Genomic DNA, 24,450 nt, shown 5'->3' on the forward strand with positions numbered 1-24,450 from the left:
TTTTTAAATTTTAAGTAAACTCTATAGTTAAATAAGTGTTATATTTTTGTAGTTATATTATGTTCCTTAAAGAACATAGTCAAGATAAAGAGAAGTTTTTTATATAAAAAAGAAGTTAAAGTATAGAAAGTGGATATTAGAGCTAATAAGATACATGTGACGATAAAAGCGTTAATGCAAATGAAATCAACGCGTGATGGCATCAATTTCACGCTCTATCAACTCGCAAAAATGCTCAACATGCCTCATTCCGTATTACTTAAATTGATACATCATCATCCCAGTAAACGGGTCAAAAACCCCAGGATCGATACCTTATCTAAGATTGTAGAGTTTTTTAAAACTGACGGATTCGACATCACCATTAATGACCTGTTAATGGGTCTAGAGGAAACCTCAGAAATAAGCCTCAAGAAACAAAAACTAACTTCTTTCTGTGATGAAGTAAAATTACCTCTTTATTCCTTTAGTGCTATTAATTCGGAAAAAATAGGAATGATTCCTATTAAACTAACAACTAGCCCTAAAAAGGCGATTGTTTTATTATCAGACGAAGAAATAAAATATTTTTTCAAAAAAGATTCTCTTTTTATTGTTGATATAGAACAAAAACCAGAAAATGAAAATTTAGTGGCTGTCAAAATGGAAAACCATCAAAAAATATTAATACGAAAATTATGCATCGAACATAATAAAAAATGGCTTAAATCTATCGATAATACGACCAAACCTGTCATTCTGTCCGCTAAACTACACACTATTATAGGTGTTATCATTCAAATAAATGCCAAAACTTAGTGACTTTTAAACCTAACCACGGAGAGTTATGGTATTTAAAATATTATTAAAAAGATTAGACAAGTTACTATGTAATTATCTTGGGATAAATAAGGACGAAATTAGACCTAATAGTGTAAAAATAAAAAAAAATAAACTCATTATTACGAATACAATCCCATTTAAAAGGCATTCATTCCAAGAACCCTGGGATAAATTCAACAACAGCCATTTTAAACAATTACATAAGGATGAACGTGAAAAACTTGGATTAGCAGCCGGTAAAGCACTCGCTAAGGGCTTAACTATCTCATTTGAGGAGCCTCCCATTGATAAATCCTAAGAAAAATAACAATAAAAGCAACGAAGATATTATCGAATTTAGCCCTAGATTGTTATGGTTTATAACACTTACTTACTCAATGGCCAGCCTTTTAAGTAATTGGTTCATAATTTGTACTATCTCTTTAGGGGGATTAACACTTAATGCTGGTTTGTTAATTTTTCCCATCATTTTTCTGCTATCTAATCTCATTACGGAAATTTACGGCTATAAACATGCGCGGCGCGCTGCTTGGTGTGCACTTCTATTCAACGTATTTTTTATTCTCTATGGACTATGTGTTATTTACATGCCATATCCAAGTTACTCTAAAAATAACCCATTGTTCGATATAGTCATTATTACCTATTTAAAAAGTGTTTTTACCTCAGTTATAAGTTATTTTATAGCCGAGTCTTTCAATCTATTTTTTATAGCAAAATTAAAACTCGGTATGAATGGATACCACATAAAATTAAGGTTCCTCTTAACTTCTAGTGTATCGCTTATTATCAGTGGAATTGTTTTCAGTCTAATAAAAATTTATAGCCCACTAATCTCTACTGAATTGCCGCCAATAATCCTTTTTGCTGGAATAACCTTAATTATTGGATTATCAGTCGCTGTTTATCTTACTGAAAAAATCAAACAACTTGAAAAAATGGATATTTACGATACCAATACGCAATTTAACCTATTTTCACTTGAAGTAAATTATACCTATGATGATAATAAATTTGGCAATAATAGCCAGTAAATAGCTTCCCTTAAAAAAGGAAGAATTAAATGGAGGATCACTAGCCATGATGTTAGGAAGATTAAGCAATCACAATAAAAGATTAAGCAATCACAATAAAAAATTAATAATCCAACCTAAGTACCTATGGTTTTTAATTCTATGCTATATCATGGTATTTTTCGCTTCTAATTGGTTTGATCCTCGCCAAATAAAAATACTAGGGGTATCAACAGGTGCAGGCTCCATCGTATTTCCATTAACTTATTTGTTTTCTGATATCATTACTGAAGTGTATGGATATAAAAATGCAAGAATTGCTGTTTGGTCTGCTATATTATTTTATTTAATTTTTTTATTCTATGGTGAATTTGTTGTTGCTTTCCTCTCCCCCTATTCCACAGAGAAAGAAGCATTAACCTCTTTCTTATATGTTAATAATCGTATTATCGTAGCGGCCATACTAAGCTATTGTATAACAGAAATGGTTAATTCCTATTTAGTCGCCAAGCTAAAAATTTTGCTTGACGGTAAATATATGGGACTTCGATTTATTAGCGCTACGTTGACAGCTTACGTCTTCAACGAATTAGTGTATGCGCCCATTGCTTTTTATGGCTTGATACCTAACCTCAATGACTTCATCCATCATATACTTAGTTCTTGGGCTTTTATGGTTTCTATTGAGTTATTACTTTTACCCTTTGCAATACGACTAGCAAAACATACTAAAATTATTGAAAACTTAGATATTTACGATACAAAAACAGACTTTAATCCTTTTAGCCTTAATATTCAGTATCGTAAAAAAGATAATAACTCAGAAGAAAATTAATTTACCGAAAAGCTGGCTTCATCGTGGGAGAAAACGACATGCAATGCTTCAACACTTCATCTGCGCTACCCCAAGAAGCACTATACCCAGTGCCTCCATGCCCATAGCAATGCACAATGAGCGATTGTTTACCCTGAGCATTATTTACTTCCTCTCCCTCTATCCGCACCTCAGGTCTTCCACAACGAATACCCGCTTTTGAGGTTGCCTCCATATTCTTATCTTTAACATAAGGAAAAAAAGCAGAAACTTTTTGAAAAATTGCTTTTTTATCACTTTCTCTTACCGCTCTGTCACAATCACCTACTTGATAGGTCGTCCCAATAACACAATCCTCACTTAAAGGACGAAAAACAACATAAGCATCCACCGCTTCAACGTTTAGAGAATAACCATTTCCTAAACCTTGAGGAACTTTCATTGTTTCTGTTTGCCCTCGAGCTGGGTATATCAAAGGATCATGAGTTAGATATTTAGCTTCCCATCCTGCGCTGTTCACAACAATGTCATACAGATCGGTCAGCTCGGTTAAAGAATCAACTTTTTCTATTTTAAGCGTCCCACCCAATGCTTCAAATTTTTTCAGCATATAAGGCCGATAAATAGTAGGGTCTATAAGAGGATTATGCACCATCACTGAAAAGGGGAATCCTGGTATTTTTGCCTGATCAGCCGGCGGCTCAGTAAGATTAATTAATGTTCTCAGGGGTTCTTTTGCCCAAACACTGTTTATAAAGTCTTCTTCTCCTTTAAAGTACAGGATGATTGGAATTTTTTTCACACCGGAATAAGTTTCCGACTCTATTAATTCATTAAATTTAGTTAAACTTTCTAAACAATATTTATGTAAAATCGGCTTAGAATCACCAGGCGTATACCAGGTTGCTACAGCCGCATCTGAATTTGTTTCAAGTGGTTTATCTTTAGTAAAAATGGTAACCGAGAAGCCCTCTTGTAAAAGACAAACTGCATTGGTCATTCCAATGATGCCAGCACCCACAACTGCAACTTTATGTTTCAAAAAAACCCCCTTTTGTGTAAAGAATATATGATACGCATTTCATTAATTTAAATGCAATATAAAATAATTCTGTTTATTATTTATTAAATTGATGTTAATAAATTCTACACAACTCATTGGGGGTAGCGACAGTACATCAAGCTAAATATTAAGATTTAGCTTGATGTGTTCGGTTACATTGCTGAGTACCAAACCAATAATATATTATGTCGGCTACGCTAGCATTTTTCTACTTTCTTCCTCCTTACTAATAGTGTCTTTTAAGTTTTCAAAATCAATCCATAATCGATATTCTTGTAAAATCTTTAAGCCTTGATCTGAAGTGACCTTCAAGCGGTCAATAAATAATTGAAATTCATCCTTTGTTTCAGGGATTATTAGGTTTTCATGAAAGTCAGAAATACAAACCCTCATTTTATAATGTAATTTTCTTTCATAAGACGGAGTTAATTGGCAAGATTGAATACTTTCTCTCAAAGTTTCTAAGTCACTGGGCTTAACTAAAACATCATCAGCACCGAACTCAAGGTAAGCTTCCCTATCAGACTCGTTAGCATGTGCAGTTACCACAATAAGTGGAGTGCCTTGATTTAGTTCGTGCAGACGCGCTTTTTCTATAACCTCAGTTCCGGACTTATCTGGCAGTCCGATATCCGTTACAATGAGCGAATAAGATTTTTTTTCTAATAACTCTATAGCCCGGGTTGCATTTTGAGCAAGCTCTACGTCATAGCCTAATTCTTCTAATCGATTCATTACTATTTTTTGAATAATTTCATGATCTTCTATCAATAAGGCTTTTTTAGTCACCTGTATTTCTATAGTTTCTTGTTCTTGTTTTTTATTCATTTTCATCTCCTTTGAGGAATGTTCATTAGAGAAAGAATTATGAAATGTATAAAAAATTAAAAACACTGCCAGGTGGTAATATTATTCTTTTTTGTTATAATATATAGTGTTAATTAGTGTATTTATTAAATTTATTTTTTAAAAAAAATGTAATCTTTCATTAAATACTGCCAGCCATATTTTACAGCCGTAATTATTAGAGAATATAAAGATCTGCATCCCGTTATACTTTGCAATTCTTTGATAATAAATCTTATTGTTCCAGGTCTAAGATTCAATTTAATAGCTATTTCTTCTGTAGAATGCCCTTCCATTAATTCCTTAAAAACTTCAGTTTGTCTTATCGTTAAATTTTGGTAGTTAAAAGCCTTTCCTAAATTTAATCTTCTTTTTTCAATATCAATTTTCCCCTTTATTTCAGTTACTCCAAGCCCAACAAGACGTACGCTACTCCCAATAATACCCCTCACTTCCCCTTTGTTATTAAATAATTTCGTTTTTGTAATTAAAAATTCATCGATTCCATTAAATACATGTACTAACTCCTTTTCTCCAACTTGAGGCCTTCCTCTTAATGTTTTTATATCACCTTTTATAAATGATTCTGCTGAAGTATCAGCCCAAATTAACTGAAAATCCGTTTTTCCATGTAAATTTTTAGGAGAATCAACATCAGCATATTTTGCTGTTGATTCATTACAACCATCAGCGATATAACTAAAATTAAGGTCTTTAGCATAATGGCTATGCTCTGGCATTTCCATTATCTGTTTATAAATATCATCTTTGCTAATATCATTACTCATGATGACTCCTGGAGGGTAAAGTAGTATCGCTTATAAAGTCATTATTATTAGAGTAGGATGGCTGGGTATTATTTCTTAGATCGTCAATCTTATTGACTGTCGTTTCTTTATTTATTTTGGATAAATATTTATTTTTATTTTTGAACTCTAGGATAAAATCGACAATATAATCGATATTATCTATAGTTAAAAATTCTGCTTCATCTGCTTTAAATACGGCATTAGGAACATTTTTTGCATTTAATTTTTTACAGATTCTGGCATGAATTTTATGCACAGAGTCTTTCTCTATATACAACATGGCTGCTATTTCTTTCGCCTCTACTCCCCATGCCGTCAAAGTAAGGCAAATAAGCTCTTTTTCTGAAAGGTTACCTAAAAAAACAGTATTTTTTAGGCTTTTATGTGAAAGCAATAATGTTTCTAGACGTAATTGTAAATCTGTAGGCTTATCAACTCCTCTTTTAATAAGAGATAATTTAGCTTGAGAATTAAGAAATTGCTCTTGATCTATGAGGGTCTTATACCAAGCTAATTCTCTATTTTTACCGTGAGCCATATTAACTCCCACGTAATTGAGAGTTAGTGCAGCGATACACTAAAAATAAAATATATCTATACATCACGCATCCTAATCCTATTTTTATTTTAGATAGAATTATTATGAATAGATAAAAACTTATATGTAATTCCTTAATTTGGAACTCCTGAAACTGGAATTCCAATTTCAGGAGTTCCAAAAACAGGATATTGACATTTTTAAGTTTGCTTAGAACAGCAAAACGATTTAAGCTTTTCATAGTCATTTTCGGGTCACTCCGATAATGGCCAGACAGTGATAGGGTGTTCGTAGCACCTGTGTAGCTGTCCCCCCTTCACGGGGGTTTGGCGGTTAGGAAATCAATACGGATTTAAATAGTCCCCTCAATGCTAAGTTGAGGGGACTGATATTTAACCCCTCTTTTTTAACAATAGACTGAAAGAATCTTGATAGCGTTGATTTAGCTTTCTTTTACGAGAGATTAGCGCGGTCACGCTCGCTTCTAATCCAATCAACTTTTTAGAATAAAGTTTATGTAATTCCTTAATATCCATTAGATCGATCTTGCCACTTTTTAATAGATTATCGCTAGAGTTATATTTAACTTGTATCGGAAATAAAAGATTAGTCGCTGCATCTATAAGTTCTTTTAATTGCCGAATCAAACCTTTAATTTGAAACTGATAATCACGAGCAGACTGTTCTAGACGAGGAAATTGATTTAAAATAATGACGCGTGCGGTCATAAACTGGCTCCTTAGTAATACTAATATTAAGGTTGTTAGATTGTGTTTGTCCTCAAGGTCTAGTTCACCTTGGGGGACGCACCTTCTGTATGAATTTTTATACTAGCGTCAATATATAATTTGTTCAACAGTCATTTTTTATTAAAAAATATATAAAAAAATAATCTGTTATTCAAAATATAAATCGAATATTATCTTTTTTTACCTTCTTAGATACACTTTAGTTACTCAAATAAGAACAAGGAAAATAAAAAATGAGTACGCCAACTCCTCACGATGCCATCTTTAGGAAATTTTTTAGTGATATTGAAATAGCTAATAGTTTTTTTGAAGCTTATCTACCGGAAAAAATTAAGAAAAAATGTGATTTTTCTACTCTTAAAATTGAGCCAGGTTCATTCGTCGACGATGACTTAAGTCAACACCATTCAGATATTTTATATTCTTTAAAGGTAGCGGGTCACAAAGGTTACGTATACATCAATGTCGAACACCAAAGCACACCTAAAGAACTAATGCCTATTCGTATGTTTCGCTACAAGTTGGGTATTATAAAACAGCATCTTGACCAAGGACATAAAAAAGCACCAGCCGTTATACCTATCCTTTTTTATCACGGGAGAAGCCCGTATCCGTATAGTTTAAAGCTTATCGATTGCTTTGAAGACAAGGAATTTGCAAAAGAGCATTTTTTTGATGACCCCATAGCTATAGATATAAACCTAATGCCGGATGAAGAGATATATACGCACAAGAAACTCGCTCTCTTAGAAATTGTGCAAAAACACATCTTTACCAGAGATTTAGATACTATTGCTGATAAACTGGCTAAATTAGTGGAATCTATCCAACCTGAGCATGATTTGTTTAATGGATTAGTTTATTATATGCTTTTGAAGGGTGAAACGCCCAATGTTAATAAGCTTATCGAGAAGCTTAAATCTATCGAAGATTACCGAGAGGATGTCATGAATGCAGCACAACAACTAAAACAACAGGGTCTACAGCAAGGCCGAGAAGAAGCACGGCAGGGGCTATTAGCCATCGCTGAAAAACTACTAACTGAAGCAAGCATGTCCCCACAAGCAGTCCAAAAGCTAACCGGTTTACCTAAAAAGGAAATCATGGATTTGGTTAGCCATTAACCCCTACAAAATAGCAAGGACGTTATGAACGCAGCTCAACTACTTGAACAAAAAGGCCGAGAAGAAGGTGAACACCACAAGGCCACTGTTATAGCCAAGAATCTCCTAGCTGAAGGCATGCTGCCACAAGCTGTCCAAAGGCTAACTGGCTTATCTGAAAAGGAAGTTATGGAGCTAGCTTAAAAGCTCTATCTATAAAATAACAAGGAAATTTTCTATGCGTTATTCCCTTAACCCTGCATTTGACGCGAGACTAAAAAAAGCTCTTGACGAAATTGGTCACCCTAAAAAAGAGCAAGAAACGCTTTTAGAATTAATGGATCGTGCCGCTTTAGCTTTCTCCGATAAAGTATGTCTCCGTATAGCCAAAGACTTGCTAGAAGAAGGTCTATCCCCTAAGAAGATTAAACGCATTACGGGTTGTGATGTAGAGGGACTTGATACTTCAACTACCTTGCATTAACTCTGTAAATAATACACCCTATCAAGCAAATTTCCGCGCGCGACTTTTGCGCGACTGAACATGATTTATGCTGGCAAGTGGTGTAGTAAATTTGTAACAACAAGTGATACTTTATATGCAGATTGTAGTTGTTCTTGATACATTATAGAGTAACCAAAATATCGCAAGTTGTTGATTATTATTAATTTTTTAATTTAAAACTTATACACCCCATGCAGGTGCGCTACCAGGCTGCGCTACGCCCCGAAAAGGCAGCTATTGTAATGCCCATAAAGAAAACCCGCAAGGCCGCACTAACTCCGCTTGCGGGTTGGCGTTGCTAGTCTTATTAGCGACTACAGGCAATTGACAAATGATTTATTGCGTATTCAAAATCAGTTTTTAAGCTAAGCTGTAGCGCTTGTTTTTGCTTAAAAAGTGCTGTTCCAGACGAAATAGACGCTATTTTTTTTCCAATTAAAATCTCTATCAGCCTATTGAGCAACATTAAAGTTTGCTGGCGTAATATTTCCAATGTTGAAGAAGAAGCAAATAGCGCATTCTCATTCAATAGTTGGCTAAAATTTCTTTTAAACATCACATAATAACCTTCATCAGCACCGCCTTCTTTATTAACAACCTCCATAAGACCATCTAACATATCAGTAAGCGCATTATTTAGCCTTTCAATGGCGTGTTTATTTCTCTCTGCCATATCAGAAGCTCTCAAGTGCTCGCTTAATTTATTGATATGCATTCGAAATACGGCAATTTTTTCTGCGCATTCTTTATCTATAAATATTTTAATGGCATTAAAGTTATTTTCTGTCAGATTAACGCAGCCATAACTGGAAAAAATCTCATCCAGATCTTGATTACTTAGATAGGCTTTAAATTCATCTTTAAAATTTTTTTCAACTTCCTCTTTAATGCCTGTTAAAACAGATCCCGGTATGGGATAGCCATCGCCCTCTTTATTACGCTTCATTTGCTCAAATAGTATCGTTTTTTTAGTGCTGTTTTTAATAAAATTGATGGCATATTCCCTAAGCAGGGCAGGAAACTTTAATAACGCTGACTCTTTTGAAGCATAGATTATCTGTACATCCGAATGAATAATATGGAGTGTATCTACCAGCTTATTAATAGTGCCGCGAAAACAAATGGGGCTCTCAACTTCGCCATTGTCGTTTCCCTGTTCATCTAGATTACCGCCGCGTTGAATTTCAAATAGGTTATAGACAAGCCGTTTTAAAGCCTCCTCTTTTTCAACTAAAAGCACCCCCTTATCATTATCATTTATTGCCGTCCAAACCAGTGCAGTAATATAGTTCACCGTTAACCCAGAACCGCTCTCAATTTCATACGCTATTCGAGTCAAACTATTTATAGACTGTTTTGCCCCCCTAATAATGCTAGGAGCCAGATAAAAAGCGTTAGGCTTGAGTTTTATCAGCATTGCTTCCAGTTGATCGATGCTATTTGTTTCATTCAATGTACCCTGATAACGTGCTTGTAACTTTTTAATTGCTTCAATAACTGACTGACGCACAGAGGGTATATGCGTATTCTGCGCTGAATTAATGGTAATGATTGGAGGTGTTTCAGGTATTCTAGGTCGTTGCGCTACATGTCCATTAAATCTCGTACGCAATATATCTTGATCATCTCGCTGCTGTTCCCTAAGTCTATTCGCTCTAGCACGCAATAGAGGAACCAGCATTTCTGCAGGTAACATGCCGCTATACATTCTACCCACCTGATCAGTATGAGTGAACAAAAGGATTCTACTCCGGGGGTTTCTAAAAGGAATGTAGTGTTGACCTAAAAGAAAATAATTTTTTACAGTAAGGCTATTAATTAGCCTTCTGTTATCGCCTATATCTTCATATTCAACAATCATTCGCGTGATAGTAGGTTCTGGCAATTCTAAGTTTTCTACTAGCTCCTTAATTTCTGTTTCGCTTGCACAATCAATATCATCTCGATGTCTATACACGCCCCTTTGTAGATAAATAGGGAGCGCAATGAGATCAATGGCATGTTCAGGAAAATTAACCACTTCAATTAGGGTAAATCTTGGCACGATTTATGTCCTTTTAAAAAATACAAGTGAGTCGCTATGCTCCCGAAGAATTTCGGCCATCGTGTCCCCGAAATTCGTTCGCATGACGCGACTGAAATTAGGCCGCGATACGTCCTGCGTCCGGCACGCACTCACTCCTTCGGAGTTCATGCCCGTGCCTCCCACAAATGACTTTACGGCGTGATGCGTTTCCTGCTTCGCCCGTCAACGCACGCCTATCGCGGGCTCTTCGACTTCGCATTGCTTTCACAATGCTTTCCTGTCTCATCGTACGATTCGACTACTTGACCCAATAAGATCATTTAAAAGGAAGTATCTGTACATTATCTAATAGTACTAGATGTTAAATGTACAAAAAAACGTGAGCGCAAGGGAGTTAAGAGGATTTAGTTTTTAGCGTTGCTTTTAATTTCTGACTTGCTTGAAAGAGTACCACATTGCGTGATGAAATAATGGTATTAACGCCTGTCTTTGGATTCCGCCCTGGACGTGCTTTTTTATTTCTAAGACGGAAGCTGCCTAATCCTGAAAGCTTTACATCCTCGCCTTTTTCAAGCGCATCAATAATTTCTTCAAAAAACGCATCCGTTAATTGCGTGGCTAAAGCACCACTTAAATTAGGGTCTTGTTGCCTTAAGCAAGAAATTAAGTCTGCTTTGGTTAAGACTTTATTCATTATTTATACTCACAGCAGTTGGGTTTTCGGCAAGATGCCGTGAAAACGAAGCCCCCTTCGTTCCTACAACATACATGAGGATTGCGAGGCTAGCGAGAACGCAGCCAAACAGTATACTATTCTCTTAATTGAATAGTAAAATGCTGTTCTAAACCTTGAATGACTTTCTTGAGTAAATCATCAACTTCCGTATCGACTAAAGTTCTAGAAGGATGTTGCCATAACAAAGCCAACGCAAGACTACGCTTAGCCTTTTCTTTTTCCTTATCGTGATACACATCAAATAAATAAGAATCATTCAGCCAATCGCCAGCATCTTTTTTTACCTGTTCTAAAATAGCTTGAGCCGAAAATGTTTCTTCTACCCAGAAAGAAATATCTCTGCGCACCAGCGGGAACTTAGAAAAAGCCTCAAAACAAGGTAATTTGCTTTGTATCATCTTGCTCAGTGATAGTTCAAATAAATAAACCGGACCTATCAAATCTAATTCCATTAATAATTTAGGGTGCAAGGCACCAAAATAACCGAGAACCTCTTCTCCTTGTATTAACTCCGCCGATTGACCAGGATGTAAGGCAGGATGCGAGGTTGGAATAAATTGTGTATTCGAAAGCTGTTCCGTTAAACGCAATAAAGCCTCAATGTCGGACTTCACACTAAAAAAGTCTAAGTTTTTTTTTGCTAATCCCCACTGCTCTGCTGCACTATCACCCACCGCAATCCCTGCTAGCATAGGATTTTGTGATAATGCTTCCTTTACCGTTTGAAAACAAAGTCCTGTCTCAAATAAGCGCACGCGCGATTGTTGACGCTTTTGGTTATAGCGCGCCGCATTTAATAAACCAGGCCATAAGCTGCTGCGCATCACGGACAGTTCGCTGGAAATAGGATTAACTAAGGTAAAAGGCGTTTGTTGTGGATCAATACTGTGTTGTAGTTGTGGTGATGTAAAGCTATAGGTGATCGCTTCGTGATAATCACGATCCACTAACAATCGGCGCACTCGGTTTAAGGGTAATTTACTTTCAGAATTCCCCATAAAATGTAATGCTGCACAAGGGGATGTTTCAGGAATATTATGATAACCGTGTACGCGTGCTAATTCTTCAATTAAATCCGCTTCTTTATCTATGTCGAAACGCCAACGCGGCGGCGTTACTTGCCAACTGTTTTCTTCACGGCTGTGTTTGCTAAAAACCATACCTAAACGCTGTAAAATAGCTTCAATATCCGCTTCCGTTAAAACGATACCTAATAATTTTTTCACCCGTGCTTGGCGCAGCGTAATAGCTGTTTGTTTAGCCAGCGCCCATTGACTTTCAACCACAGGACCTATTTTTCCACCCACAATTTCAATGAGTAGTTGTGTTGCACGTTCAATGGCTTGTGGTGCTAAATCAGGATCCACGCCCCGTTCAAAACGGTAAGCGGATTCGCTGCTTAAACCATAATGTCGCGCACGTCCGGCCAACACAGTGGGATTAAAAAAAGCACTTTCCAAAAGAATATCGCTTGTTTGCTTAGATACCGATGAATCAAGACCACCCATCACACCCGCAATCGCTTGTGCCTGTGTTTTATCCGCAACCACTAAGGTATCTTTATCTAATGAGACTTCTTTACCATCCAATAAAACTAATTTTTCATCTTTTTTTGCACGGCGAACAATGATTTCTGAATCTAAACGTGACAAATCAAAGGCATGTAGCGGTTGTCCTAATTCGAGTAATACATAATTGGTGACATCAACCACCGGATGAATCGCTCTAAAACCCGATCGACGTAAACGCTCTATCATCCAAATCGGTGTTTGTGCGTCCGGATTAATTCCCCGAATAATCCGCACACAATAACGCGGACAATCGTCAGTCGATTTAATAGTGATGGGTAATTGATCGGAAATATCCTGCGCATGCTTCGGTATGGCATGCGTAATCAGCGAACTATCTGTTAACGCTGCTAAGTCTCGTGCTAATCCCTTCACACTCAAACAATCACTACGATTCGGGGTTAGATGAACATCAATAGCATAATCATCTAATTGCAGGTAATCACGTAAATCTTTTCCAATCGGTGCATCCAAAGGAAGCTCTAAAATGCCTTCTGATTCCTTAGCAAGGCCTAATTCGGCGTTGGAACACAACATGCCTTGAGAAAGTGCACCGCGTAATTTTGCTTCTTTTATGCGTATATCATTCGGTAAAGTTGCACCCACACACGCCACGGCTACTTTTAATCCAGCACGTGCATTGGGTGCACCACAAACAATAGACAATAAAGAATCACCTACATCGACCTGACAAACCTGTAAACGGGATACTTTAGGATCAGGGTGCGGTTCAACCGCTTTGATATGCCCTACGACCACCTGAGTAAATTGACCCGCGACCGGATCAACGGATTCTACTTCTAATCCCGCTAACGTTAATTGTTCAGCCAGCGCATGAACATCTAGCGCAGGATTCACCCACTCACGTAACCACTGTTCACTCAATTTCATATTAAAATTGCTCTAAAAATCGCAAATCATTTTCAAACATTAAACGTAAATCGGGGATACGGTAACGTAACATAGCCAACCTATCGATTCCCAATCCAAACGCGTAACCCTGATATTTATCAGCCGATAAACCGGCTTTTTCTAATACATTAGGGTGCACCATGCCACAACCTAAAATTTCTAACCAACCGGTATGGCTGCAAACGCGACACCCTTTTCCTAAACATAAGACACATTGAATATCGACTTCAGCCGAAGGTTCAGTAAAAGGAAAATACGTCGCCCGAAAACGTGTTTTTAAATCATTATTCTCAAAAAACTGTCGCAAAAATTCGCTTAATAAACCTTTTAATTCAGAAAAGTTAGCTGATTCGTCAATCAGTAAGCCTTCGAGTTGGTGAAACATCGGCGTATGCGTCACATCAGAATCACAACGATAAACACGACCGGGTGCAATGATTTTAAGCGGAATTTTAGCGTTCTTCATCGCACGTATTTGCACCGGTGACGTATGTGTACGCAATAACAAACCATTAGGGAAATAAAAGGTATCATGCAGTGCACGTGCAGGATGATTAGCAGGAATATTTAAGGCTTCAAAATTATGGTAATCATCTTCAATTTCTGGACCTTCTGCGACGCTAAAACCAACTTGAGTAAAAAATTGTTCGATGCGTTCGCGCGTTCGCGTTACCGGATGCAAGCTACCAATAGACTGACCCCGCCCTGCTAAACTGACGTCAATTGTTTCGCTTTTTAAGCGTGCCGCAATATCCGCTTCTTTTAATGATTCAGAGCGCGCCCTCAGCAAGGTCTCTACTTGTTGTTTAGCCAAGTTAACCGCTTGTCCTTGCTCGCGCCTGTCTTCAACCGGTAATTGAGCCAAATTTTTCAAACAATCATTGAGTACACTTTTTTTACCGAGCAGACTGGATCGCAACTGTTCTAAATCCGACAGACGATGCGTGTTTTCAATCGTCTGCGCGGCTTGATCAAGGATAGTTTTTAAATCAGGTGTCATAGTCATACCGCTAGCTTAAACGATCGTATTCTTCTAAAGATATTTTTCTGGCTTCTGTCTCTAGCATGATAGGAATTTCATCACGAATAGGATAAGCCAAACGATCGAATCGACAGATTAATTCTTGTGCCAATTTATCATAAACTAGACTGCCTTTGCACAAAGGGCAGACTAAAATACTCAGTAAATATTTATCCATCTAAATCTCTTCTTAAATATACTCTTCACACTTGAATTTTGGATGTGTTATCGCGACGCCTTGCCAAAAACCCAATTGCTGTGAGTATAGTTTAGCGTTTAGGCGAGGCGACTTTTTCTCTTAAATAGACAGGCAGCGCCTGTTCTGCAGAGACCACCTGACCTTTTTTATAAGCATGTGCGGCCAGCAACGCAACATCATAGGCTCTAGGATAGCGCCCCGGATAACATTGCTGCAACTGATTTTCATTAAATTGTGGCACTAATAGCGCAGAATAATGATCCCAACCACTCCCTACGCCGATAAAAGGCGATAAAGCAGTCCCTGGAAATTGCTTAGGGTCAGAAAGTTGCTCCTGATCATATTCGAGCATAATGCCTTCATCATCCAAGCGATAGCTTGCCCAATAGATTTCATTCATACGTGCATCCATGGCGGCTAATACTTGTTTAGCTTGGTATTCACGATAAGCCCCTTGCGCCAAGCATTGCAGACTAGAGATAGGAACGACCGGAATACCCACCGAAAAAGCGATAGCTTGAACAATACTTGCACTAATACGGTTGCCGGTAAAGCTGCCTGGGCCACGAGAGAAAGCAATCGCATCCAAATCAGGCAGCTTTAAATTTACTTCAGCTAACAAGGATTCCAGCATGGGTAAAATTAAATGGGTATGCTGGCGTGGCGCTAATTCATAACGCTCGTGTATCACACCTTGGTGAAGTAAAGCCGCTGAACAGGCTTCAGTGCTAGATTCTATGCTCAAAATTTTCAGAGACATGGTTTTATACTTAAAAAATACTTTATTTCTAACCAAGAAAACTGGCCCGCTTTACATAGAATGGTTATACAAAACATCAGCCTTATGCGCATTGCATGCTATAGGATGAGGATCCTGCACGGGTATGACCTTGAACCTACCATACTTCTTATTATTACTGTTAGTGATAGCCATTTTCCGCATAGCATCTGAGTCAGGCTGGCGGAATCGCTTTTTAAAAAGCCTACTGTTATCCGAGTCAACAAGCGATACCCTTACTCTTACTTCATTCAATTCGTTCCCTTTAGAATTTAAGATAGCAACCCATTCCTTTAGCTTAAATTTTATTTCATTTTGCCAAAGCTGATTATGTTTTTCTATTAGAATTGCTTTATATTGATTAAGCACTTTTCGTGTTTCAACCTTAGCATTTTCTAATAATTCATTATAAATATAGCTTGCATCATAATCGAAGTGATGATCAAAATAAGGTGCAACTTCTGACAAAAAAGAAAATAAAGACGAGTTAAAAAACCATCTCATGTCTGCAACCGTCACATTTTCTGAAGAAAAAAGGCGATTTAATTCATGTAAATCTTCAATGTGGTTTTTATAAGCATAATCTTCCTCACCTAACGAAAAAGTTTTATTGAACGCGACTAAATGATCATACAAACTACAAAGCAATTCTAATCGCCGAGCACGTTGTTCAAGAATTTGTTTTTCGCACTCCGTTAGCGACAATTCTGAAATAACTTCCACTATTACCTCAGGATCATCCTCTTTATTCGCTATAAGCCTTAACAAGCCTTGATTTAAACCAAAGCCAGCAAGCCTATAAAAAAAGTTTGATTTTAGTAATGTAATCCTTTCTGCTAAAGGCTGAGGAAACAGCGGCGTGTCTAATAGGTTGATAATATCCGTATATGCGCTTACGATGAGACAGGAAAGCATTGTGAAAGCAATGCGAAGTCGAAGAGCCCGCGATAGGCGTGCGTTGACGGGCGAAGCAGGAAACGCATCACGCCGTAAAGTCATTTGTGGGAGGCACGGGCATGAACTCCGAAGGAGTGAGTGCGTGCCGGACGCAGGACGTATCGCGGCCTAATTTCAGTCGCGTCATGCGAACGAATTTCGGGGGCACGATGGCCGAAATTCTTCGGGAGCATAGCGACTCACTTGTCAGTTTTTGCTGTTCAACCGCATCGAGACGATGCTTTAATTCAGTAACGATACGCGCTAGTTCTTTTTTTATAGGCATCGTAGTATTTCGTTATTTACTCTTCAAGATACTGAAGTTTATTTTCTTTCTCTTTCCATTCATCAGCATCCGCCGGCGCATCTTTACGTCGGGTTATATTGGGCCATTTTTTGGAAAGTTGCTCATTGAGCGGTAAAAAATTTTTATATTTTTCGGGCAAGTCATCTTCTGCAAAAATCGCATTAACCGGGCATTCAGGTTCACAAAGACCACAGTCAATACATTCTTCAGGATGAATCACTAACATGTTAGGCCCTTCGTAAAAACAGTCTACCGGGCAGACTTCCACACAGTCCGTATATTTACAACGAATACATTTTTCAGTTACAAGAAATGTCATTGGTTTTCCTTTGAGGCGGTTACGAGAATATTAATAACCTGTCTTTAAGGCTTTAATATCTGTAATAGACTTGTTGGAATATACCAGCTGTGAGTATATATACGCGCTGGTGCCCGGGGCCGGACTCGAACCGGCACGGTGTTGCCACCGAGGGATTTTAAGTCCCTTGCGTCTACCATTTCGCCACCCGGGCAATGACTGGCTAAGACAAAAACGATACCTATACTTTTCGCACTTTAATTTTCGGCTGTGTTCCCGCTCAATTCGCAATCCTCATGTATCCGTATACACTCCGGTTGCTTCATTTTCGCGGCGCCTTGCCGAAAATCCCATTGCTATGAGTATACCTGGAGGCTAGGGCCGGAATCGAACCGACGTCCACGGCTTTGCAGGCCGCTGCATGACCACTCTGCCACCTAGCCGAATCTACTAGCATTTAGGTTAAAAAAACATTCATTGGAGCGGGAAACGAGGCTCGAACTCGCGACCTCAACCTTGGCAAGGTTGCGCTCTACCAACTGAGCTATTCCCGCAATATTCTTCGCAATTGCGTTGAACCTGGCGGCTGATATTGTAACTGCATCCTGAATACTGTCAAGCAGATAAATCACGCCAAGCGGCTTTTAAATAAATACACATGCTCCATAAAGTAAAGAATGCAGCAAGATAAAGTAGTATATAACCGCATGTCGCAAAGGGTTTCCATCCGCCTGGTTTGTAAAGTAACAATGAAATCACTGCTGACATTTGCACGGCGGTTTTAATTTTTCCTAGTGTTGAAACTTTAATACTGACACGTTTACCAATTTCTGCCATCCATTCACGTAATGCAGAAACCATAATTTCTCTTCCTATAATCACGACCGCCGGAATTGCTAAATACGGTAAGGCATGATCACCCACTAATAAAACTAATGCGGTGACTACAATTAATTTATCGGCTACCGGATCAAGAAAGGTACCTAGTTTGGACACTTGATTCAGACTACGCGCGAGATAACCATCCAACCAATCTGTCATTGCCGCAAAGGTAAAAATCATTGCCGCTAATACATGGCTACCACGAAAAGGAAGATAAAATAATAAAATAAAAACGGGTATTAATATAATACGCAAAAAGGTAAGTAAGTTGGGGATGCCCATAGCGTAAAATTACCCTGCTTGGCTTTAAATAATTCAAAAGGGGAGTTTAACGGGTTAGCTCAGTCTTTTAAAGCAAAATAAATACGTTCGGCTAAGGTTTTACTGATGCCGGGTATCTTGGCAATATCTTCGGCACTGGCTGATTGTAGCGCTTGTAACCCCCCAAATTGGCGCAATAATTCTCGCCTACGCAGCGCTCCCATACCCGGGATATTTTCTAAAGGGGACGTGCTTCGTTTCTTCGCACGCCGACCTCGATGGCCGGTGATGGCAAAACGATGTGCTTCATCGCGAATTTGCAGTATGGCGTGTAGGGCTGGCGAATCCGGTGCCAGCTTAATTAAAGCGTCTCCTTTTGCTAAGAACAAGGTTTCTAAGCCGGATTTTCGCCCAGGGCCTTTGGCAACACCTAGGAGTAAGATACCGGAAATTTGCAATTCTTCGAGTACCTGCGCCGCTTGGTTTAGTTGGCCTTTTCCACCGTCGATTAATAAGATATCCGGTAAATTTTCTTCCTGCCGTTTCAAGCTCTTATAACGTCGTCTTAGCGCTTGGTTAAGTGCTGCATAATCATCGCCTGGCGTAATCCCGTCGATATTAAATCGACGATAATCCATTTTTCGAGGACCTTGCTGGTCAAATACGACACACGATGCAACCGTTGCCTCGCCTTGAGTATGACTAACATCAAAACATTCTAAGCGCTGTGGCAAACTATCCAATGATAAAACGGATTGAAGATTTTCAAGTTGCTGATAAAAAACTTGTTTATCGTGTACCTGGCTACCCAACACATGTTTGGCATTTTCTGTCGCTAAGGCAAGCCAACGTCGCCGCTCACCGCTTAACTTATCTGAAATTTTGACTTTATGTTGTGCGCGTTCAACTAAGGTTTCAATTAACCAGGCTTGATCTTGTATTTTTTTTGGCACTACAATTTCTGCAGGAATAGTATGCTGCCCTTCTGCCTGTAAATAAAATTGTGCAATAAAAGACGATAATACTTCAGCGTCAGAAAGATTAGCGGGCACCCTAGGGAAATACGCTTTGCCGCCTAATAAGCGGCCGCGACGAACTTGCATCACATAAAGCACATAAATGCTTGCCCTATGTACTAAAGAAAAAATATCTAAATCACCATAGCCGGTACTGATGACTTGTTTTTGCTGAATCTCTCGCAATGCCGCAACTTGATCCCGCAAACGTGCCGCTGATTCGTAATCAAATTGACTGGAAAATACTTCCATTTGCTCAACAAGATCTTCAATAACCGTTTGACTTTTTCCTTCTAAAAACAAAACTGTACGCTGCACATCTTTTTTATAATCTTCCGGCGTGATAAGCCCAACACAAGGCGCGGTACAACGTTTAATTTGATATTGCAAACAAGGACGCGAACGATTACGGAAAAAACTATCTCTACAGGATCGGATTCTAAATAACTTTTGCAGTAGATTTAAGGTTTCTCTAACCGCCATAGTACTCGGATAAGGACCAAAATAACGATATTTTTTTACTCTAGCGCCACGATAAAAACCTAAACGTGGGTAACTTTGATCGGCACTGAGAATAATATAAGGATAACTTTTATCATCGCGCAATAAAATATTATAACGCGGCTTAAGTTGTTTAATCAGATTGCTTTCGAGTAAAAGGGCCTGATTTTCTGTTTCAGTTGTGGTTATTTCAAGTGCTGTCACTTGACGCATTAAGGAAATAAGACGACTCGTTTTCTTCCCACGAAAATAGCTACTGACTCTTTTTTTTAAATTGCGCGCTTTTCCTACATAGAGCACTTCTTGCTTATCATTTATCAGCAAATAAACACCGGCGCCAGTACTCAAAAAAGGAAGACGCTTTTTTAGATCACTATGAGCTCCACTAACAGAAGTCAAACGTTAATACCTATTCTTATCACCGTGGCTGAATCTTAACTTATTTAACGGGATCCCTCGCGATCAATCTCTGACCGCGGGGTGACATCCTTAAACGGCGGTCAATTTGCCGATTTTCCTAAGGCATCATACACATCTTTAATTTTTTTGAGTGAATCTTTCAAGTCAGGAAACTTATTAGCAAGTACATCCATTAAGCCTTCCAGTGTCGAAAAACTTTTCTTTTCGGTGACTTCATCCTGCTTTAGATCCTTAAATAGTTTATCTTGCTGATCTTTAAGCACTTGAACTTCTTTACGCAGCTACTCACAGCATGAGGTATCATCCGCAAATGCCGGGCTTACTGAAAAAACAAATAACACTAACAAGGCGATCCGTCTTAATACACGCATAAAACCTAACCTCCTTATCTAAAAGATCACTCGCCTAGGTATTTCTCAATACTAGGTAGGATTAGCATAGTCTATAACGGCAAGTTATGCGAAATAGCAGACGCCTTCGTGTTGCATTCGCTCGCCATGACGATGCATGTGTTTTTTAGCTAGTGTTTTCCATCACCCAAGGGTTTATCCCCGCTCTCGCCTATAGGGCTTTCATCTCCCTCTCCTTCCCCGTTCGTTATGCTGTATCGGTTGGCTAAGTGTGTCAGTTTGACGTCGTTATCGACCCCTAACTTTTCAAACAAACGGTAACGATAGGTATTAACGGTTTTAGGACTTAAACAAAGCCGTTTCGCAATAGATCGAACTTTTATGCCCTGCGTGACCATGTACATCACTTGCAGTTCTCTCTCAGAGAGTTGTGCAAAAGGAGACTTTGCCGCATTCGATACTTGGCGCAAAGCCATGCTTTGTGCAATTTCGGGTGCGATATAAGGTTTACCTGAGACTACTTTTCGAATGGCGGTAATTAATTCTTCGGTTGTGACGTCTTTTGTAATATAACCTAAGGCACCTGCACGAACTAATTGCTCTGGGTAAGGTTCTTCAATACAAACCGTTACAACAATAATTTTAAGTTTTGGATTGATACGTATCAGCCGGCGTGTTGCATCTAAACCGCTTATTCCTGGCATTTTTAGGTCCATTAAAACAACGTCGGGTTTAGTCACCTTCACTAAATCAATCGCTGTCTCACCACTTTCCGCTTCACCAATGACTTTGATGTCACGAACGTCCTCTAACAAGCGCTTCATGCCCAAACGCATTAATGCATGATCATCAACGATAACAACGTTAATCATGGCATGACTACTCCTCTTGTCTATTGCATTTTGGCGGAGGGGCAGGGATTCGAACCCTGGAAGGGATTACTCCCTTGCCGGTTTTCAAGACCGGTGCTTTCAACCACTCAGCCACCCCTCCTTAAAGAGCAAAATTAAACTTACTAAGCCGCAAATTTAATCGCAAGTACTATATTAACATAAAGCTTAGTAAGATGTAGCCTATAGGAAAACGAGCAAAAGTCTGAAGCTCAACGTCCGCTGCACATGAAAATGCGTAGCGTTTATTCTTTATTCTGCCTACGTTGTAAAAAAAAAGCTTTTAATAATTGCGCTGACTCCTGCGCTAAAGGACCTTCTGTGACAGAAAAATGATGGTTGATTCCTTTCATTTGTAAAATATTAAATAGACTACCTAAAGCACCCAGTCGCTGGTCAGGCGCCGCAAAAACAAGACGCTTAATTCTAGCTTGAATCATAGCGCCTACACACATGGGACATGGTTCTAATGTAACGTAAAGCGTTGCCTCTAATAAGCGATGATTTTTTATTAATTTTGCGGCTTGACGTAGCGCGAGAATTTCTGCATGGGCAGTCGGATCACATTGGCTAATGGTTTGATTATAAGCACTGGCAATAACGTGATCGTTGACCACTAAAACAGCGCCTACCGGTACTTCCTGTTGTTTTTTTGCCTCCTCAGCACATGCCAAGGCCTGCTGCATATAATGCGTATCGTTATTCACTTTATTTTACTGGATATCCCGCGATCAACCCCTGACGATTCTTTGGTCAATCCTTTGGTCAAGCCAAAGGACAACGGTCAAAGAATGGCGGCCAGATAATAGTGTGATCGCGAAACGATATCCTCAAGCCTATTTAGCTTTTGCATCCACATTGTTTACAATGTTCACAAGGGCATTTACAACTCTTGCCGCGATGGCAACATAGGTACTTAATTAATGCACCTACCGCCAAAACAGGCAACATAATATCAAAAAAACGCGAGGTCATGACGATATAATCAACCGAATCCGGTTTAGCAACACTGGCTGCAAAGGCCATGATAATAGCGATAATAATAATAATGGCTGGGAAAAATCGACGGCACATACATTCTCTCCTTTCAGTTTAAGAAGTGGCAAAAAGCAAGGTCATACTATCATAGTCTGAGTTTGGGCTAAATGTTAGGGGTGGCTATCTAATGAACAAGGTCCACGATACCGCTAAATATATCTCTGATACGCAGCAAGCTATTCATTACGCTAACTATCCTATTGTATATGAGTATCTTTCTTCATTGCTGAGCGCTTCAATCGCTTCTTCTATCGCTTCTATGGCTTTTTCCACTTCATCAGGGTGCATACGTGTCATCAGTTTTCTTTTTAAGTCTTCTAAATGAATGGTTTTACTGCTCTCATTGACGAGCTCTTCCAAAGCCTCTTCTATAGTTTTTCCTACATCACTCTGAATACGTGTCATCAGTTTTCTTTTTAGGTCTTCTAAATGAATGCTTTTGCTGTCCTCATTGCTGCGCTGTTCAACAACTTCTTCTATTTTCTCACCATAAATACATGTCATAATTTTCTTGATAAGTTCTTCTGAATTAACGGGGTTTAGGTGAATGCCTTCTACTAGTTCTGCTATCCATCTGCCAAACTTTAGTCCTAACGCGTCATCATAAAATACATTCAAAATAAAAATCGTCGTAGAAATCGAAATAATACAAAAGCTGAAAACACCTAAATAAGGGTGAAAAATGAATGGATAAATAACAATAACCGCACAAAAAACACTACCTAAACAACAAGATCCGATGCTTCCTACTAATACTCCCCAATAACCTATATATTCAAATAAATCATTTCTTATATAGCCCGCTATGTTTTTTAACAGCTCAATTTCTTCGGGATATGCTTCTAGAAAGCTTAAGGCTTCCGCAACTAAATTACCGTCACAATGTCTGGGTAATAGGGATTTGTAAAATACTATTCGCATTCCTTTTTTTATGCTTGTGGTATTTGTTGTTTTTGCTCTGTCTGTGAAGATTGGTTTAGCGCTTTTATCTGACCAGAAGCTGACTGCAAGTGATTGATTCTGTAAAACAGATTTGAATTGCTGTTCATAATACTTATCAAATAGATATTCTTCTTTCTTCTCACTCATAGGTATAAGTCACCTTTTGTAAGAACGGATTATTTTTACGTGTAGCAAAACCAGCGTGTAAGAAAAAAATAATTTTTTATTACACATCTTTACCTATTTTTTGGCATTGCTTGGAAACTAGCATCTATGTTACCTGGCGCATCCCGAACTGTTAAGTCAGCATCGTTGCTAAATAACAATGAAGGATAAATCTTAGCAAAAGTCGCTGTTTGCTCTGTGGCTGTCCCTGACACAGGAGATTCTAAACGTTTTTTAGCTTGGGTAATATTATTCGTCATAGGCGTGTCGCTTAGTTCAAGTACGTGTCCTAGCCTTTTATCACACGGCGATGTTTTAGATTGTTCATTAATAAACTCATTAAGCTTTTCATCAAGTGCTTGTAGATTAACCGGTTGCTTAATACCCCTTGCAAGCTCTTCAATCCACCTTCCAACTTTTAGCCCTAAATGGTCTAAGCTCTTATTCAATAAAAGAGAAATACTAATAGGAATGCTAAAAATAACAAGAAAAGTAGATAAATAAGCAGTGATAGGATTAAGAACAAAGAGAAGAGGAAAACAAACAGCAAAAACCGCAAAACTAAAAGCGTAAGGGGAAACAAAGAAGAATATTGCTATTAGTCCCAATCCCGACCAATACCCTATCCGCCCAAAGCGATTATTTTTTGTATAGTCCCCTAATGTTTTTAAAAGATTAAGGTTCTCGGGATTTTTTTCTAAACTCGCTAAGGCATGTTCAACTAATTCTGGATTACAATGTCTGGGTAATCGCGATTCAGAAACCGTTATCGTTATCTTTCTTTTTACTCGTTCCCCTGCCTCTGTTTCTAAAGGCAAGAACTTATCAGATAAACTAATATGAAATGCCAGTGATTCACCCCATAGAGCAGATATTAGTTGTTCTCTATAACACTCAGTAAATATATATTCCTTAGCATTGGCAGACATAAATTCCCTTTTT

30 protein-coding genes and 4 tRNA genes are annotated in these 24,450 nt (G+C 38.4%); 8 read left to right on the top strand and 26 right to left on the bottom strand.

Going from position 1 to position 24,450, the window contains the following annotated elements; all coding sequences use genetic code 11:
* Positions 1-180: 180 nt before the first annotated feature.
* From KX723_RS05085 to KX723_RS05100, 4 genes are read left to right on the top strand one after another with little or no spacing between them, the layout of a single operon-like run.
* Positions 181-798, top strand: coding sequence for a S24 family peptidase (locus tag KX723_RS05085; protein ID WP_218813355.1), 618 nt, complete (start codon positions 181-183; stop codon positions 796-798).
* A 28-nt stretch (positions 799-826) separates the two neighbouring features.
* Positions 827-1,120: a hypothetical protein gene (locus KX723_RS05090; RefSeq protein WP_218813356.1), complete on the top strand. Its 294-nt coding sequence runs from the start codon at positions 827-829 to the stop codon at positions 1,118-1,120.
* Positions 1,107-1,856 carry a VUT family protein gene (locus KX723_RS05095; protein WP_218813357.1) on the top strand — a complete coding sequence of 250 codons (750 nt, stop codon included), beginning with the start codon at positions 1,107-1,109 and terminating at the stop codon, positions 1,854-1,856. The genes KX723_RS05090 and KX723_RS05095 overlap by 14 nt, the downstream gene beginning before the upstream one ends.
* A 46-nt stretch (positions 1,857-1,902) precedes the next feature.
* Positions 1,903-2,670, top strand: a complete 768-nt coding sequence (locus KX723_RS05100) for a queuosine precursor transporter (RefSeq protein ID WP_218813358.1) — start codon at positions 1,903-1,905, stop codon at positions 2,668-2,670.
* 1 nt (position 2,671) lies between these two features.
* Here the strand turns inward: KX723_RS05100 and KX723_RS05105 are convergent, their stop codons facing one another.
* The 5 genes from KX723_RS05105 to KX723_RS05125 all read right to left on the bottom strand — a co-directional run bounded on the left by KX723_RS05105 (position 2,672) and on the right by KX723_RS05125 (position 6,633).
* Positions 2,672-3,691: an FAD-dependent oxidoreductase gene (locus tag KX723_RS05105; RefSeq protein ID WP_218813359.1), complete on the bottom strand. Its 1,020-nt coding sequence runs from the start codon at positions 3,689-3,691 to the stop codon at positions 2,672-2,674.
* A 213-nt stretch (positions 3,692-3,904) separates the two neighbouring features.
* On the bottom strand, positions 3,905-4,540 hold the full coding sequence (locus KX723_RS05110; protein ID WP_218813360.1) for a response regulator: 636 nt from the start codon (positions 4,538-4,540) through the stop codon (positions 3,905-3,907).
* A gap of 131 nt (positions 4,541-4,671) precedes the next feature.
* Positions 4,672-5,346 (bottom strand): helix-turn-helix transcriptional regulator, encoded by a 675-nt coding sequence (locus KX723_RS05115; protein WP_218813361.1) that lies wholly within the window; start codon positions 5,344-5,346, stop codon positions 4,672-4,674.
* A complete protein-coding gene (locus tag KX723_RS05120; RefSeq protein ID WP_218813362.1) occupies positions 5,339-5,905 on the bottom strand; it encodes a helix-turn-helix transcriptional regulator in 567 nt (188 codons plus the stop codon). Before KX723_RS05120 ends, KX723_RS05115 begins: the two co-directional genes overlap by 8 nt.
* Before the next feature lie 392 nt (positions 5,906-6,297).
* On the bottom strand, positions 6,298-6,633 hold the full coding sequence (locus tag KX723_RS05125) for a hypothetical protein (protein ID WP_218813363.1): 336 nt from the start codon (positions 6,631-6,633) through the stop codon (positions 6,298-6,300).
* Positions 6,634-6,887: 254 nt separating this feature from the next.
* Between KX723_RS05125 and KX723_RS05130 the strand changes: the two genes are divergently transcribed.
* Genes KX723_RS05130 through KX723_RS05140 form a run of 3 tightly spaced genes read left to right on the top strand, consistent with a single transcriptional unit; the run spans position 6,888 to position 8,241 of the window.
* A complete protein-coding gene (locus tag KX723_RS05130; RefSeq protein WP_218813364.1) occupies positions 6,888-7,778 on the top strand; it encodes an Rpn family recombination-promoting nuclease/putative transposase in 891 nt (296 codons plus the stop codon).
* A gap of 24 nt (positions 7,779-7,802) precedes the next feature.
* Positions 7,803-7,961 (top strand): hypothetical protein, encoded by a 159-nt coding sequence (locus KX723_RS05135; protein WP_218813365.1) that lies wholly within the window; start codon positions 7,803-7,805, stop codon positions 7,959-7,961.
* A 34-nt stretch (positions 7,962-7,995) separates the two neighbouring features.
* Entirely contained in the window at positions 7,996-8,241 is a 246-nt protein-coding gene (locus KX723_RS05140; protein WP_218813366.1) for a hypothetical protein, read from the top strand.
* Positions 8,242-8,569: 328 nt separating this feature from the next.
* On the opposite strand, the gene KX723_RS05145 is transcribed toward KX723_RS05140, so the two are convergent.
* From KX723_RS05145 to KX723_RS05180, 8 genes are all read right to left on the bottom strand, one after another.
* A complete protein-coding gene (locus KX723_RS05145) occupies positions 8,570-10,306 on the bottom strand; it encodes a hypothetical protein (RefSeq protein ID WP_218813367.1) in 1,737 nt (578 codons plus the stop codon).
* 97 nt (positions 10,307-10,403) lie between these two features.
* The gene (locus tag KX723_RS05150; protein ID WP_218813323.1) at positions 10,404-10,574 is read right to left on the bottom strand and encodes a hypothetical protein; all 171 of its coding nucleotides are present in this window, start codon (positions 10,572-10,574) and stop codon (positions 10,404-10,406) included.
* Between the two features lie 108 nt (positions 10,575-10,682).
* Positions 10,683-10,982, bottom strand: coding sequence for an integration host factor subunit alpha (locus KX723_RS05155; RefSeq protein ID WP_218813368.1), 300 nt, complete (start codon positions 10,980-10,982; stop codon positions 10,683-10,685).
* Between the two features lie 116 nt (positions 10,983-11,098).
* A complete protein-coding gene (gene pheT, locus KX723_RS05160; protein WP_218813369.1) occupies positions 11,099-13,483 on the bottom strand; it encodes a phenylalanine--tRNA ligase subunit beta in 2,385 nt (794 codons plus the stop codon).
* Between the two features lies 1 nt (position 13,484).
* Complete coding sequence (pheS, locus tag KX723_RS05165) at positions 13,485-14,504, bottom strand: phenylalanine--tRNA ligase subunit alpha (RefSeq protein ID WP_218814964.1); 1,020 nt, start codon at positions 14,502-14,504, stop codon at positions 13,485-13,487.
* Between the two features lie 10 nt (positions 14,505-14,514).
* Entirely contained in the window at positions 14,515-14,703 is a 189-nt protein-coding gene (locus KX723_RS05170; protein ID WP_126323496.1) for a Trm112 family protein, read from the bottom strand.
* Between the two features lie 91 nt (positions 14,704-14,794).
* Complete coding sequence (gene tsaB / locus KX723_RS05175; RefSeq protein ID WP_218813370.1) at positions 14,795-15,484, bottom strand: tRNA (adenosine(37)-N6)-threonylcarbamoyltransferase complex dimerization subunit type 1 TsaB; 690 nt, start codon at positions 15,482-15,484, stop codon at positions 14,795-14,797.
* A gap of 51 nt (positions 15,485-15,535) precedes the next feature.
* Complete coding sequence (locus KX723_RS05180) at positions 15,536-16,417, bottom strand: hypothetical protein (protein ID WP_218813371.1); 882 nt, start codon at positions 16,415-16,417, stop codon at positions 15,536-15,538.
* Between KX723_RS05180 and KX723_RS05185 the strand changes: the two genes are divergently transcribed.
* On the top strand, positions 16,401-16,571 hold the full coding sequence (locus tag KX723_RS05185; protein WP_218813323.1) for a hypothetical protein: 171 nt from the start codon (positions 16,401-16,403) through the stop codon (positions 16,569-16,571). The two genes, KX723_RS05180 and KX723_RS05185, sit on opposite strands and share 17 nt — an antisense overlap.
* A 169-nt stretch (positions 16,572-16,740) precedes the next feature.
* Here KX723_RS05185 and fdxA read toward each other — a convergent pair whose 3' ends face one another.
* From fdxA to KX723_RS05250, 13 genes are all read right to left on the bottom strand, one after another.
* Positions 16,741-17,064, bottom strand: a complete 324-nt coding sequence (fdxA, locus tag KX723_RS05190) for a ferredoxin FdxA (RefSeq protein WP_218813372.1) — start codon at positions 17,062-17,064, stop codon at positions 16,741-16,743.
* Positions 17,065-17,171: 107 nt separating this feature from the next.
* Positions 17,172-17,257: transfer RNA gene (locus KX723_RS05195), tRNA-Leu, on the bottom strand.
* A 155-nt stretch (positions 17,258-17,412) separates the two neighbouring features.
* Positions 17,413-17,486, bottom strand: a tRNA-Cys gene (locus KX723_RS05200).
* Positions 17,487-17,521: 35 nt separating this feature from the next.
* Positions 17,522-17,597: transfer RNA gene (locus KX723_RS05205), tRNA-Gly, on the bottom strand.
* Positions 17,598-17,658: 61 nt separating this feature from the next.
* Positions 17,659-18,207, bottom strand: coding sequence for a CDP-diacylglycerol--glycerol-3-phosphate 3-phosphatidyltransferase (gene pgsA, locus KX723_RS05210; protein ID WP_218813373.1), 549 nt, complete (start codon positions 18,205-18,207; stop codon positions 17,659-17,661).
* Between the two features lie 59 nt (positions 18,208-18,266).
* Entirely contained in the window at positions 18,267-20,102 is a 1,836-nt protein-coding gene (uvrC, locus tag KX723_RS05215; RefSeq protein ID WP_218813374.1) for an excinuclease ABC subunit UvrC, read from the bottom strand.
* A gap of 101 nt (positions 20,103-20,203) precedes the next feature.
* Positions 20,204-20,386: a hypothetical protein gene (locus KX723_RS05220; RefSeq protein ID WP_218813375.1), complete on the bottom strand. Its 183-nt coding sequence runs from the start codon at positions 20,384-20,386 to the stop codon at positions 20,204-20,206.
* A gap of 257 nt (positions 20,387-20,643) precedes the next feature.
* On the bottom strand, positions 20,644-21,345 hold the full coding sequence (gene uvrY / locus KX723_RS05225) for a UvrY/SirA/GacA family response regulator transcription factor (protein ID WP_218813376.1): 702 nt from the start codon (positions 21,343-21,345) through the stop codon (positions 20,644-20,646).
* A gap of 31 nt (positions 21,346-21,376) precedes the next feature.
* Positions 21,377-21,466, bottom strand: a tRNA-Ser gene (locus KX723_RS05230).
* A 142-nt stretch (positions 21,467-21,608) separates the two neighbouring features.
* On the bottom strand, positions 21,609-22,070 hold the full coding sequence (tadA, locus tag KX723_RS05235) for a tRNA adenosine(34) deaminase TadA (protein ID WP_281421118.1): 462 nt from the start codon (positions 22,068-22,070) through the stop codon (positions 21,609-21,611).
* Positions 22,071-22,203: 133 nt separating this feature from the next.
* Positions 22,204-22,437: a hypothetical protein gene (locus KX723_RS05240; RefSeq protein WP_218813377.1), complete on the bottom strand. Its 234-nt coding sequence runs from the start codon at positions 22,435-22,437 to the stop codon at positions 22,204-22,206.
* 156 nt (positions 22,438-22,593) lie between these two features.
* Positions 22,594-23,490, bottom strand: coding sequence for a hypothetical protein (locus tag KX723_RS05245; RefSeq protein WP_218813378.1), 897 nt, complete (start codon positions 23,488-23,490; stop codon positions 22,594-22,596).
* Between the two features lie 89 nt (positions 23,491-23,579).
* Complete coding sequence (locus tag KX723_RS05250) at positions 23,580-24,437, bottom strand: hypothetical protein (protein ID WP_218813379.1); 858 nt, start codon at positions 24,435-24,437, stop codon at positions 23,580-23,582.
* Between the last annotated feature and the right edge of the window lie 13 nt (positions 24,438-24,450).

Source organism: Rickettsiella endosymbiont of Dermanyssus gallinae, from assembly GCF_019285595.1.
GTDB lineage: Bacteria > Pseudomonadota > Gammaproteobacteria > Diplorickettsiales > Diplorickettsiaceae > Rickettsiella_B.